This window comes from Aquimarina sp. AU474, assembly GCF_900312815.1.
Lineage (GTDB): Bacteria > Bacteroidota > Bacteroidia > Flavobacteriales > Flavobacteriaceae > Aquimarina.
This window is the reverse complement of the sequence record NZ_OMPE01000009.1, coordinates 917,130-930,777: the sequence shown is the minus strand read 5'-3', so window position 1 is coordinate 930,777 and position 13,648 is coordinate 917,130. Positions and strand designations below refer to the sequence as shown.

General features: G+C 33.0%; 15 protein-coding genes. 13 read left to right on the top strand and 2 right to left on the bottom strand.

The genetic code is table 11. The features are described from left to right. The first annotated feature begins 158 nt into the window (after positions 1-158). From DK508_RS17570 to sufD, 6 genes are all read left to right on the top strand, one after another. Positions 159-1,304, top strand: a complete 1,146-nt coding sequence (locus DK508_RS17570; RefSeq protein ID WP_109302091.1) for a YgcG family protein — start codon at positions 159-161, stop codon at positions 1,302-1,304. 117 nt (positions 1,305-1,421) lie between these two features. Continuing rightward, positions 1,422-1,751: an iron-sulfur cluster assembly accessory protein gene (locus DK508_RS17565; RefSeq protein ID WP_109302090.1), complete on the top strand. Its 330-nt coding sequence runs from the start codon at positions 1,422-1,424 to the stop codon at positions 1,749-1,751. A 46-nt stretch (positions 1,752-1,797) separates the two neighbouring features. Then, complete coding sequence (gene sufB, locus DK508_RS17560) at positions 1,798-3,243, top strand: Fe-S cluster assembly protein SufB (protein WP_109302089.1); 1,446 nt, start codon at positions 1,798-1,800, stop codon at positions 3,241-3,243. Positions 3,244-3,268: 25 nt separating this feature from the next. Continuing rightward, positions 3,269-3,673 (top strand): hypothetical protein, encoded by a 405-nt coding sequence (locus DK508_RS17555; RefSeq protein WP_200831884.1) that lies wholly within the window; start codon positions 3,269-3,271, stop codon positions 3,671-3,673. A 43-nt stretch (positions 3,674-3,716) separates the two neighbouring features. Further along, the gene (gene sufC, locus DK508_RS17550; protein ID WP_109302088.1) at positions 3,717-4,469 is read left to right on the top strand and encodes a Fe-S cluster assembly ATPase SufC; all 753 of its coding nucleotides are present in this window, start codon (positions 3,717-3,719) and stop codon (positions 4,467-4,469) included. A 3-nt stretch (positions 4,470-4,472) separates the two neighbouring features. Beyond that, positions 4,473-5,786 (top strand): Fe-S cluster assembly protein SufD, encoded by a 1,314-nt coding sequence (gene sufD, locus DK508_RS17545; protein WP_109302087.1) that lies wholly within the window; start codon positions 4,473-4,475, stop codon positions 5,784-5,786. Between the two features lie 52 nt (positions 5,787-5,838). On the opposite strand, the gene DK508_RS17540 is transcribed toward sufD, so the two are convergent. Continuing rightward, complete coding sequence (locus tag DK508_RS17540; RefSeq protein WP_109302086.1) at positions 5,839-7,185, bottom strand: serine hydrolase; 1,347 nt, start codon at positions 7,183-7,185, stop codon at positions 5,839-5,841. A 78-nt stretch (positions 7,186-7,263) separates the two neighbouring features. On the opposite strand from DK508_RS17540, the gene DK508_RS17535 reads away from it, so the two are divergent. The 7 genes from DK508_RS17535 (at position 7,264) to DK508_RS17505 (ending at position 13,116) form a co-directional block, all read left to right on the top strand. Next, complete coding sequence (locus DK508_RS17535) at positions 7,264-8,478, top strand: aminotransferase class V-fold PLP-dependent enzyme (RefSeq protein ID WP_109302085.1); 1,215 nt, start codon at positions 7,264-7,266, stop codon at positions 8,476-8,478. Between the two features lie 308 nt (positions 8,479-8,786). Further along, a complete protein-coding gene (locus DK508_RS17530; protein ID WP_109302084.1) occupies positions 8,787-9,932 on the top strand; it encodes a T9SS type A sorting domain-containing protein in 1,146 nt (381 codons plus the stop codon). Between the two features lie 227 nt (positions 9,933-10,159). After that, positions 10,160-10,582 (top strand): SufE family protein, encoded by a 423-nt coding sequence (locus DK508_RS17525; protein ID WP_109302083.1) that lies wholly within the window; start codon positions 10,160-10,162, stop codon positions 10,580-10,582. Between the two features lie 48 nt (positions 10,583-10,630). Continuing rightward, positions 10,631-10,957 carry an SUF system Fe-S cluster assembly protein gene (locus DK508_RS17520; RefSeq protein WP_109302082.1) on the top strand — a complete coding sequence of 109 codons (327 nt, stop codon included), beginning with the start codon at positions 10,631-10,633 and terminating at the stop codon, positions 10,955-10,957. 58 nt (positions 10,958-11,015) lie between these two features. Continuing rightward, positions 11,016-11,453: a PaaI family thioesterase gene (locus tag DK508_RS17515; RefSeq protein WP_200831883.1), complete on the top strand. Its 438-nt coding sequence runs from the start codon at positions 11,016-11,018 to the stop codon at positions 11,451-11,453. After that, the gene (locus DK508_RS17510) at positions 11,453-11,962 is read left to right on the top strand and encodes a DUF2480 family protein (protein WP_109302080.1); all 510 of its coding nucleotides are present in this window, start codon (positions 11,453-11,455) and stop codon (positions 11,960-11,962) included. Before DK508_RS17515 ends, DK508_RS17510 begins: the two co-directional genes overlap by 1 nt. Before the next feature lie 233 nt (positions 11,963-12,195). After that, a complete protein-coding gene (locus DK508_RS17505) occupies positions 12,196-13,116 on the top strand; it encodes a DUF3078 domain-containing protein (protein ID WP_109302079.1) in 921 nt (306 codons plus the stop codon). Between the two features lie 55 nt (positions 13,117-13,171). On the opposite strand, the gene DK508_RS17500 is transcribed toward DK508_RS17505, so the two are convergent. Further along, positions 13,172-13,615 carry an N-acetyltransferase gene (locus DK508_RS17500; protein WP_160114776.1) on the bottom strand — a complete coding sequence of 148 codons (444 nt, stop codon included), beginning with the start codon at positions 13,613-13,615 and terminating at the stop codon, positions 13,172-13,174. Positions 13,616-13,648 lie beyond the last annotated feature (33 nt).

The window sequence follows — 13,648 nt, the reverse complement described above, 5'->3', positions numbered from 1 at the left end:
AAACTCTTTTATTTTTATTCCCATCTTCCCTTTTTTTTAAACTATCAAGAAGATATTCTTTCATTTTGAAATGTTACGATAATACTTGCGATTTTATGAACTAAAACCTCTATTGTCGTTTTTATTTTTTTATTTTGAAGCATCTAATTTGATTTTTTTTGAAAAAGTATTACTCCTTCCAAAAAATAAAAATCACCCTGGTTTTTTACCTGGTATGCGTATTTACAGGATTTTGTCAAAACCCTGTAGATATAATCCTTTCAAAAAGAGTTACAGATAATGCACACGTTTTTTCCAATGTTCAAACCGAAGAACTGGAGAGGTTGTTGATCGATTTTGAAGAACGAACTTCAAATCAAATAGCCGTGGTAACTATAGCCTCGCTATCAGGATTAAGTATCGAACAAACTGCTTTTGAAGTTTTTAATAAAAATAAACTGGGTCAAAAAGAAAAGGATAACGGTGTTTTAATCTTATTTGCAAAAAATGACCAAAAAGTGCGTATTGAAGTTGGTTATGGACTAGAAGAATCATTAACAGATCTCCTTTGTGGTAAAATTATACGACAAATCATGATTCCTGAATTTAAAAATGAAGCCTACGCAACCGGTATTCAAAAAGGAGTAGATATTATATTGCATCATTTAGGACAACCTTATGGATACACAAGAGTACCTGAAGAAACGTATCTTGATCTAACAAAAGAAAGTAATGATTATCCTTGGTTCGTGATTCTATTTATGATTTTATTCACCCTTCCTTTTCTAATCGTTGGCTTTTTTGTTCAACGCAAAAATCCCCTCTGGAAGTTTTCTAATTATATTAACTTCTATACAGGTAAGAATTCCGTATTAGGTTTTATACCGCAAATATTATCAGGATTGTTTTTAATTCCTTTTCTGGCTTTTATCATAATGCCGCTTATAGCTTTTGGGTTATTTCTTGAAATTGATTTTGAGTCCATTCAAGACTTTTTTAGTCAGTATATCGATTTTTTTGATACACGTACTACAAATCAAACACTAAGAATTATCGGGTATTTATCTCCAATATTTCTTTTTTTCTTGCTATACGGGGCAGTTTTACCAATTCTATGGATACTTCTGATTCAAAAAAAACCTTTAAATCTTAAATTTAAGCTTACGAAGGCCGAAAAAGCGCTTTTCAGAACATATTCTTCTTCTGGCTCCAGCTCTTCTTCTGGTTCTTTTTCTTCTGGAAGTAGTTTCTCTAGTAGTTCCTCTAGCAGCTCTTTTGGCGGTGGTGGTAGTTCTGGCGGTGGTGGAGCAAGTGGAAGCTGGTAAATTTGTAATAGTTTTAAGTTATCCCAACATTTGCTATATTAATGTTAGGTTATGTGTATAAAACCTACTTAAGTAGTATATTTGCATTTCATTTAGAATTAATCTATTTATAAAAAGATGATCAAGGTATCAGACATAGCAAAAAATAAAGTTGTCCAATTGATGACCGAAGATGGATATAGCGCTGCTACCGATTATGTTCGGGTAGGCGTAAAAAGTGGCGGTTGTTCTGGTTTATCGTATGATTTAAAATTTGATAAAGCCCAGCAAGAAGGAGATAAAGTGTTCGAAGATAATGGCGTGAAAATTATTGTAGATAAAAAAAGCTTCCTTTACCTTATAGGAACTACCCTAGAGTACTCTGGTGGTTTAAACGGTACTGGATTTGTATTTAATAACCCCAACGCCAGTAGAACATGTGGTTGTGGAGAAAGTTTTTCACTGTAATTGATAAATGATAAAAAAATCCTGAATAAAATTTAGGATCAGCAAGATGGCATATACTGAAGACGATTTAAAGAAAGAATTAGAAACTAAGGAATATGAGTATGGATTCTATACAGATATAGAATCTGAAACTTTTCCTGTGGGTCTTAATGAAGATATTGTTAGAGCAATTTCAAAGAAAAAAGAGGAGCCAGAATGGATGACAGAATGGCGATTAGAAGCATTTAGAATATGGGAACAAATGGAAGAGCCTGAATGGGCAAACGTACATTATGAAAAACCCAATTTTCAGAATATTTCTTACTACTCTGCTCCTAATAAAAAGCCAAAATACAATAGTATTGATGAGGTGGATCCAGAATTATTAGAGACCTTTAAAAAACTTGGGATTTCGCTGGATGAACAAAAGAAATTAGCTGGTGTAGCTGTTGATATTGTTATGGATTCTGTATCTGTTGCAACAACATTTAAAGAAACATTAGCTGAGAAAGGTATCATATTTTGTTCTATATCTGAAGCTATACAAGAACACCCAGAATTGGTAAAAAAGCACTTAGGAAGCATTGTTCCTCAGAAAGATAATTTTTATGCTGCATTAAACTCAGCTGTATTTAGTGATGGTTCTTTTTGCTATATCCCTAAAGGGGTGCGTTGCCCTATGGAGTTATCAACATACTTTAGGATTAATCAAGCAGGTACTGGTCAGTTCGAACGTACTCTAGTAATTGCCGATGAAGAAAGTTATGTGAGTTATCTAGAAGGTTGTACCGCTCCATCAAGAGATGAAAATCAATTGCATGCTGCTGTTGTAGAATTGATAGCACTAGATAATGCAGAAATAAAATATTCTACCGTACAAAATTGGTATCCAGGTAATGCAGAAGGAAAAGGTGGGGTTTATAATTTTGTGACCAAAAGAGGACTTTGCGAAACTAATGCAAAAATTTCATGGACACAGGTAGAAACAGGATCAGCAGTAACTTGGAAATACCCTTCTTGTGTGCTTAAAGGAGATAATGCAGTTGGAGAGTTTTACTCTATTGCAGTTACCAATAATTACCAACAAGCAGATACAGGTACAAAGATGATACACTTAGGAAAAAACACTAAGAGTACTATTATTTCTAAAGGGATTTCTGCCGGGAAATCTCAAAATAGCTATAGAGGTTTGGTGCAAATAAACAGTAGAGCGACCAATGCGCGTAATTTTTCACAATGTGATTCATTATTGATGGGCAATGAATGTGGTGCGCATACGTTTCCTTATATAGAAGCAAAAAATAAAACTGCTCAAATAGAACATGAAGCTACTACCAGCAAAATAGGTGAAGATCAAATTTTTTACTGCAATCAAAGAGGTATTGATACCGAAAAAGCAATTGCTTTAATTGTTAATGGATTTAGTAAAGAAGTATTGAATAAATTGCCAATGGAGTTTGCTGTAGAAGCGCAAAAACTTCTAGAAATTTCTTTAGAAGGTTCTGTAGGATAAATGTAAAACCATCAAATCTGCATTAATGAAACTATCGTATTTACTAATTGTTTTAAGCCTTACTATTTTTTCTTGTAAATCGGAGAAATCTGAAAATGAGAAAACCGAATCATCACTTATTCGTGGTGAGTTTATTTTAATTGATGATGCCGCGGTAATAAAGGGAAATGGTTTTATATATGGTGTAGTGATTGATGAAAGAACCAAGGAGTTAGCAAAAAAAGTAAAGCCTCTGCAAAGAGAAGAATATGATATGGTTCCTGTTGTGATAAAAGGAATTATTAAATCCAATCCAAATCAAGGATGGGAAGAAGTCGTTGAAATAAAAGAAATTATTGGTGTAAGTGCACCTACATCAGAATTACCAACAAAAATTGAAACTTCTGATAAAGATCAAAGTTCCAACGAAAACAAGAATACAGAAAATTAATACAAATAATTATATCTCTTTATATATAAAAGAATTATAAACAATGTTAGAAATAAAGGATTTACACGCTAGTGTTGAAGGGAAAGAAATTTTAAAAGGCCTGAACTTAAATGTTAAAGCCGGAGAAATTCATGCTGTTATGGGACCAAATGGTGCAGGAAAAAGCACCCTAGCAAATATTATTGCTGGTAAAGAAGAATATGAGGTAACCGGAGGTGGAATTCTTTTAGATGGTGAGGACATCGAAGAATTAGCTGCAGAAGAAAGAGCTCATAAAGGGGTATTCTTATCTTTTCAGTACCCAGTAGAAATACCTGGTGTAACGGTTACTAATTTTATGAAAACCGCTATCAACGAAACCAGAAAAGCTCAAGGTCTTGAAGAAATGCCGGCAAAAGACATGCTTAAGAAAATTCGAGAGAAATCTGAGCTATTAGAAATTGATCGTAAATTCTTATCACGTTCTCTTAACGAAGGTTTTTCTGGCGGAGAGAAAAAAAGAAATGAGATATTTCAAATGGCAATGATGGAGCCTAAATTGGCTATTCTAGACGAGACAGACTCTGGATTAGATATCGATGCTCTTCGTATTGTTGCTAATGGTGTAAACAAATTAAAAGGTGAGAATAACGCTATTATCGTTATTACTCACTACCAAAGATTACTAGACCACATTGTACCGGATTATGTTCATGTACTTTATGACGGAAAAATAGTAAAGTCTGGCTCTAAAGAACTAGCACTCGAACTAGAAGAAAAAGGATACGACTGGATTAAGGAAGAGATAAATGCATAAGTTATGGAGTTAAAAGATAAATTAGTATCCTCTTTTTTGGCTTTTGAAAATACTATAAATATAGATGCTCCTGTACATGATATCAGAAGTCAAGCTATAAAAGTTTTCGAAGAAAAAGGGTTCCCTACCAAGAAAGAAGAAGCCTGGAAATATACTTCTTTAAATGCTGTATTAAAGCACGATTATAGTATTTTTCCTAAAGAAGAAAATGCATTAGAGTTTAAGGATGTAAAAAAATACTTTCTATATGATTTAGACACGTACAAAATTGTATTTATCGACGGTAAGTATTCATCTCATTTATCAGAGACTACTCATGATAAAATAGATGTTTGCTTAATGTCATCTGCATTAGTTCATGACAAATATAAACCCATTATTGATAACTATTTTAACAAAATAGCTCCTAAAGATGGTCTTACTTCTTTAAATACAGCTTTCTCTAAAGAGGGAGCGTATATTTACATTGCTAAAAATAAATTAGCAGATAAACCTATACAAATTATACATTTCTCGACAGGAAAAGAATCTGCACAAATGTTACAACCTCGTAACTTAATTGTGGTAGAAGAAAACTCACATGTACAGATCATTGAGCGTCATCAAAGTCTTACCGATAACCCAGTGTTAACTAATGCTGTTACAGAAATCTTTGTAGATAAGAGAGCCATTGTGGATTATTATAAAATCCAAAATGACAATCAAAATGCATCTTTAATCGATAATACATACATAGAACAACAAGCGCAAAGTTTAGCTTCTGTTCATACTTTTGCATTTGGTGGAAACATAACCAGAAACAACCTTAATTTCTATCAAAAAGGAGAAGGTATTGATTCTGTACTTAATGGTGTTACTATAATTGAGGGTAAGCAACATGTGGATCATAATACACTTGTACATCATAAAGAACCCAACTGCGAAAGTCACCAAGATTATAAAGGTATTTTTGATGAAAAAGCTACTGGTGTTTTTAATGGAAAAATAATTGTAGATAAAGAGGCTCAAAAAACAAATGCCTTCCAGTCTAACAATAATATCTTGCTAAGCGATAAAGCTACTATCAACTCAAAACCTCAACTTGAGATTTTTGCAGATGATGTAAAATGTTCTCATGGTTGTACCATTGGTCAATTAGATGATAACGCTTTATTTTATATGAAATCTAGAGGTATTGGTGAAAAAGAAGCGAGAGCATTATTGATGTATGCCTTTGCTAATAATGTATTAGAAAGTGTAAAAATCCCTCAACTCAAAACTAGAATCAATAAGTTAATAGCCAATAAACTTGGCGTAAGCATTGGTTTTGACTTATAACATATATGTTTAAATAAAAAACGAAAGCCAAATCAAATTGATTTGGCTTTTTTTATTCTATAGCATTAACGATTTCCTTTACAAAAGTATTAAAGTCAAACCCTGCGTCTCCGATCAAACCAAACCGAACAATAACCAACTCTTTAGAAGGTATAATAAACACTCGCTGTCCTTGAAATCCATTTACCGAAAACATATCTCTAGGCGCATCAGGATAAAACCCTCCGGCATTTAGCCAAAAATGCCCTCCATATTTTCCTTCAGAATTTGGTGCAGGAGTGCGTACATAATTCGTCCATTTTGAATCAAATATCTGATCTCCGTTCCAGTTTCCTTCATTAAGATATAGCAGTCCAAATTTTGCCCAATCTCTAGTTGTAGCCCAACAATATGATGATCCAACATAATTACCGCTCATATCCATTTCTAATAGCATACTGTGCATGCCCATCCTATCGATAAGCACTTTATAAGGAAAATCTAAATACTCTTGATGTGTTTTAAATTGCTTTCTTAGAACGCCAGACAAAAGATTAGTCGTACCCGAAGAATAATTCCAAATTTCGTTTGGGCCGGCCACAGTTTCTTTTTTAACTTGAGTTTGTGTCATATCTACAGCTTCAAAAAGCATTTGATTTACATCAGACAAGCCACCATAATCTTCATCCCATTCTAAACCACTATTCATATGTAACAAATGATCTATTGTGATATTACTTCTATCATCATTCGCCCACTCCTCTATTCCTGCTTTTTGATCCAAATCTATTTTTTTCTCGAATTCTTGAATACCAAATAACGTTGCTAGAACACTTTTTGTCATTGACCAACCCAAAAACCTTGAAGAAGCAGTATAACCGTTAGCATAACGCTCGGCTATAATTTGATTTTTGTACAATACCATAACAGATCGAGTTTTGGCTATTTCAATATTTTCAAAGCCAAAAGCAACAGCTTTTTGAAGGCTCGTTTGATTTATTTCGGCAAAAACAGTGTCTTTTTGAGGCAAATCCCCATAAGGAAACGGCAAATTTCTTTTTACCCTATTTCTTACTGGTTTTGGATATGGAGCAGTAGTATCAAAATCATCATTCACCAAAACACTACCAACCCCTTCTCTATAGATAGCTTTACGTTCTTTTAATCCAAAAACAGAAGTGGTAACAAATTTATTTTCAACATTTACTTCATCATCTGCTAAGTTTACCGGAGAAAAATTATTATCGTGAGCATCTGTAAATTCATAACTTCGATCTGCAATAAAAATAGATGAACACATGTTTTTTGCAGAGTATCCCGTAAGAATGGTTAGTTTAGGATAATTAAGTGCTGCACCAATACTTATTAGAACGCCTAATACTAATAAACTGATACCAAAAATCTTTTTAATTCGCTTCATATATAAAAAGGGTTAAATCATTTAAAAATAAGGAATCTCTATTAGAAATACTTCTTACTTTTGCAGAAAGAAATTGTAATGTTTGATGTACATAAAATTAGAGAAGATTTTCCTATTCTAAAAAGAACAGTAAACGGAAAACCTTTGGTATATTTTGATAATGCGGCTACTTCTCAAACGCCTCAGACGGTTATAGATACTATTGTTGATTATTATAGTACTTATAATGCAAATATTCATCGTGGTGTGCATACGTTATCGCAAGAAGCTACTGATGCTTATGAGATAGCTCGTAAAAAAGTACAAGAACATTTTAATGCCGAACATACCCGTGAGATTATCCTAACTTCGGGAACTACTCATAGTATTAATATTGTATCGACAGGTTTTACAAATATTCTTACCAAAGGTGATGAAATTATTGTCTCTGCCTTAGAACACCATTCTAATATTGTGCCCTGGCAAATGCTATGCGAACGCACAGGAGCTGTTCTAAAAGTTATACCAATGAATGAAGAAGGAGAGTTGGTTATGGCTGCTTATGATAAACTACTTTCTGATAAAACAAAGTTAGTTTTTACCAATCATATCTCTAATGCATTAGGAACAATTAACCCTATAAAAGAAATCATTGATAAAGCACATAAGGTGGGTGCGGCAGTACTTATAGATGGTGCACAATCTTGCCCACACATCAAACCTGATGTCCAAGCTCTTGATGTTGACTTTTACGTTGCATCGGCTCACAAATTATGTGGCCCCACAGGCGTTGGTTTATTATATGGAAAAGAAGAGTGGTTAGACAAATTACCCCCTTATCAAGGAGGAGGAGAAATGATCGATCAGGTAAGCTTTGAAAAAACTACCTATGCAGGTCTTCCTCATAAATTCGAAGCAGGAACTCCAAATATTTGTGGAGGAATCGCTTTTGGAGCGGCATTGGATTATATGAACTCCATTGGTTTTGACAATATTGCAGCTTACGAAGAAGAACTTCTTCAATATGGTACTCAAAAATTATTAGAGATCGAAGGCTTAAAAATATACGGTACTTCAAAAAACAAAACTTCGGTAATTTCTTTTAATTTAGAAAATATTCATCCTTATGACGTGGGTACAATTGTAGATAAATTAGGAATAGCCGTTAGAACAGGACATCATTGTGCACAACCCATTATGGATTTTTATAAAATACCGGGTACTATAAGAGCTTCTTTTTCATTTTATAATACCAAAGCAGAAATAGATGCCTTGGTAGAAGCTGTTAAAAAGGCAAAAATGATGCTTTCTTAAAAGTTTATATCCATTTTAATTATAGAATTGTTCTTTATTCCTTTTTAAAGAATTGGAGTGGTCGTTTTTTCTTTTTTCTTTAAAAAAATATCACTTCAAAAAACAGTTTATTTGATATTAGAAAATCTCTGGAACTTCCCTACACCAGTAACAAAAATAGAAATAACTATTTAGCTATCAATGTTTTAAAATTAAGTCAATAATGACTAAATTATTAGATATAATGTTAAAAAATATTAGATAATTCTTGCAAAATATTTTTTTTCAGAATACCTTTAAACCACACATTAACCAAAAATAAATATATTATGAAAACAGTACTTTTAAGTATTCTGTCCATTTTTTTTATGGTCTGTAGCGGTATCGCTCAAGATTATGATGTTAGTTCAAGTTCCAAAACGTTTAGAGATGCCAGTCGTCGAAACAGGAGAGTAAATGCCCGAATTTATTATCCAAAAATTACAAAACAAAATCAAACCAAAGTTGTACAAGGACCTTTTCCCGTAATTGTACTAGGTCATGGTTTTGTAATGGGTGTTGATGCCTATCAAAATTTTTATAATACTATTGTTCCTAGAGGGTACATAGTAGTATTTGTAAATACTGAAGGGTCATTTTTTGCAAATCACGAAGAGTACGCCAATGATCTTGCATTTATGGTAGGTGCTATCCAAGCAGAAAACGACAATCAAAACTCTGTGCTTTCTGGCATTGTTGATGACAAAAGTGCTCTAATTGGTCACTCTATGGGAGGTGGTGCAGCCACAGTAGCCGCCTCTATGGTAGAAGTAGAGACTTTGGTTACTTTTGCACCTGCATTACTTAGATTCGATACCTTAACACCGGCTTCTATGGTTTCTGAAGATGCTATTGTGTTTTCTGGAACCGAAGATGGAGTCACGCCTCCAGAAGAGCATCATATCCCTATTTACAATAACTTAGGATCAGATTGTAAATATATCATAAACATTACTGGTGGTGCACATTGTTATTATGCCAACAGTAATTTTTTCTGTGATTTTGGCGAGAATAGTTCTTCTGGTAACATACAAATTAATCGAAGTGAGCAACAAGCTATCACCTTTCAGTTCTTAAACTCTTGGTTTGATTACAAATTAAAAGGTAATACAGCAGCACAACAAACATTTTTATTAGATCTCTCTACTTCTAATGATGTTACTTCAGAAAATAATTGTAACAATCCACAAGTAATTTATGAACCCGCAGAAATTGAATTAACGACATTTCCGAATCCAGCCAACAAACTTCTAAACATTAAAGTACTAGACAACCAGAAATTGCATAAGGTTGAGTTTTATGCTCAAAATGGACAACTTGTTCGTACTTCTATCACTAACGAAGTTAATGTTTCGGATATACAGCCAGGGCATTACCTGGCAAAAATATATGTAGGTGAGTCTACAATTACCAAAAAGGTATTAATCCAAAGGTAGTATCACCAAAATATATTTTATTTCATACGTGAGAAATGGGGGAGTTAAAAGCTCCCTCATTGTATTTTAATGCCTTTCCTATTACATCTTTTGCTAAAAAACCACATTAGATTTTAATCCTACAAATCGTATTGAAGAAAAACCATTAGTTAATACTATGCTATCATTGATAGAAAGTGTTGAATAGCAATTATTCTTGTCGTACTTTTGCTAAAAAATTGTAGGTAATGACGATACAAGAAATTCAGGAAGAGATTGTTGATGAATTCAGCATGTTTGATGATTGGATGCAACGTTATGAGTATATGATCGAACTAGGAAAATCTCTTCCGTTAATTAATGAAAAATACAAAACCGACAATAATATTATCAAAGGGTGTCAAAGTAAGGTTTGGGTTCATGCAGAAATGAAAGAAGATAAAATTGACTTCACTGCGGATAGCGATGCTATTATTACTAAGGGGATTATTGCAATACTTATCAGAGCATTCTCTGGGCAACATCCAAAAGATATTATTGATGCAGATACTGGTTTTATTGATGAGATTGGATTAAAAGAACATCTTTCTCCAACTCGCGCTAATGGTTTGGTAAGTATGATCAAGCAACTAAAAATGTATGCCATCGCCTATCAAACACAACTTAACTAATATATATTGTTAGGCAACATAGATTGAAGCCGACTAAAATTTAAAAAAATGAGTGATACAGCCATAGATACTAATGAACTTGGAGAAAAGATTGTAAGAGTATTAAAAACTATTTATGATCCTGAAATTCCTGTAGATATATATGAACTAGGACTAATTTATGACGTATTTGTTAATGAGGATTACGATGTAAAAATCTTAATGACGCTTACATCTCCTAATTGTCCAGTTGCAGAATCATTACCCGAAGAGATAAGAGAAAAAGTAAAGTCTCTTAATGCAGTAAATGATGTCGAGATGGAACTTACTTTTGATCCACCTTGGTCTCAAGATCTAATGAGCGAAGAGGCAAAACTAGAACTCGGTATGCTCTAATTATACAATAAAACTATTGTTCAAAAGTTCAGAACGGTATTTTCTTAACATGCAAAACATGAATCAAGAACATTACGACAAATTAGAAAGAATGTATTTGCAGGCCAATATTAATACAAAGATATTTGATACTACAGCAGTTAAAATATCTGAAGAAATGGCTCAAATTAAGCTTGAAATAGTTGATAAATACTTTCATGCGCTAGGAGCTATTCATGGTTCTGTATATTTTAAATTGCTCGATGATGCCGCCTTTTTTGCAGTTAACTCGATTGTTAAAGATGCCTTTGTGCTCACAACATCGTTTAATATTAACTTGATTAGACCAGTCAATAAGGGTGTTATAACGGCAATAGGAAAAGTAAAGTTTAAATCCAGAAACCTTTATGTAGCAGAATCTACTTTATACAATGAAGATGGAAAAGAAATAGCATTTGGAACTGGAAATTTTTCGAAAAGTAAAATTGAATTATCTGAAAAAATAGGATATCGGTAATGGCAGAAGAAATTGTAAATAGAATCGCAAATAACAAAAACCTTATCACTTTTGATCTAGAAGATCACTATCCGCAAGGTGAAAGATTGATTTTTGACATCAAAGATTGGTTGTATGAAGGTTTAATTTTACGCGAAAAAGATTTTAGAAAACAAGCAGAGTCATATGATTGGAGTCAACATCAAAATCAATATGTGGCATTAACTTGTTCTACAGATGCCATTATTCCTGGTTGGGCATATCTTTTACTAACCAGCTCGTTAATTCCTTATACCAAAAAAATTGTTGTGGGTTCTCTAGAAAACTTAGAAACTATACTCTACAACGATATTATCTCTAAGCTTGATGTTTCTTCTTATCAAGATAAGTTATTAATCATAAAAGGTTGTGCAAACAAACCTGTTCCAGAAGGTGCCTACATTGCTTTAATTCAAAAACTACAACCAGTAGCCAAAAGCATTATGTATGGAGAAGCATGCTCTTCGGTACCCCTTTATAAGCGCAAATAGTTCTTTTTGTCGTTTAATATTGTTTTTTATCGAAAAAAACGATCTTGATATCTTTTATCTAGCACAAAAAACGTTTCTTAAAATATATTTGCCAACATAAATTTTGTACAGATTATTTATTTTGGTTGAGTGTACTGATAAATTTAAAAATCAATTACGTTAATTTAAATTTATTAGCATCTACCCCTCTTGACTAGAGTACGTATCTGATCAACTCTAAAACTATCAATTACATGAAAAAGACATTATTAACTGTGGTACTATTAATTAGTTCTACAATTGTATTTGCACAGGACGAAGCCAAAGATGAAGCTCCAAAAGAAGGTTGGACTAAAACAGGAAACATAGGTCTCTTGTTTAACCAATCTGCTTTTAATGCCGAATGGCTTGGTGGAGGTACTTCTAATATCGCTGGAAACCTATCTATCTCTTATGATTTTAACTATCGTAAAGGAAATTTAACCTGGGACAATAAAATATTGGCCGACTATGGTTTAACCAAAATAAAGGATCAAGAGTTTACTCGTAAAACTAATGATAGATTTGAGTTTAACTCTTTAGTGGGTAAACAAATAAAAGAATCTAATTGGTATTATTCATTTTTCTTAAACTTTAGAACACAGTTTGCACCTGGTTATGAGTTTGGAGAAGATGCTGCCGGAAATGAGATCAGAACAGAAACTACACATATTTTTTCTCCTGCATACTTACAGCTTGGACCTGGTATGCTTTGGAAGAAAAATGATAATCTAAAAGTAAACTTTGCACCTGCAACAGCCAGACTTATTTTTGTAGATGGTGACTTTACCGATGTCGGTAATGATCAGGTAGCTATCGATGCTTTTAATGATGCTGGAGGATACTTTGGAGTAGAAGCTAATGACTCTTTTAGATTTGAGTTTGGTGCTGCGGTAAATGCATATGCCAAATTTGAACTTATGAAAAACGTATCTATGGAAAACATTTTGAATTTGTACTCAAATTATCTTGAAGATCCACAAAATGTAGATATCGATTATACTGCGAATATCGTAATGACTATTAACAAATATTTATCTACCAACTTAACTTTTCAAGCCATATATGATGACAATGCTATAGGTGCTTTTCAGATTAGAGAAGTATTTGGGCTAGGCGTAAATTATGGATTTTAATACACTACATTAACACTACGAAAAAGCTCGTTTAAATTTACTAAACGGGCTTTTTTTATGTTTTATTCCAAATCATATCATACTCATATCGATCTTGTGCAATAATCGTAAACCCTATTCTTTCGTAGAGATGTCTGGCAGGGTTTTTCTTTAAAACTTTCAAGGTCAATGTTTTTTTTACAGCCTCTGCTTTTATAATTAATTGAGATATTACTTCTCTTCCGATTCCCTTTCCTTGAAACTCTGGTAATATTTGAAGTTGCGCTATCTCAAATGCTTTTTCATTCTCGAAACACTTTAATAAACCAACTCTTTGATCAGATTGCATAATAATATAAGAAGCATCAAACCCTTTATCTACTCTAGATCTATGCTCGTCATTTGATAGGTATATTCCCGCATTTTCTAAATGTTCTACCATTGTCTTTATTCGTAAGTCGAACAAAAACTTCTTATCCTTATCTTTTGCTTTGATTAGTTTAATTTTAATAGTATCCAATGCAGTGGGGTAATGGTTAAATAACGAATATAA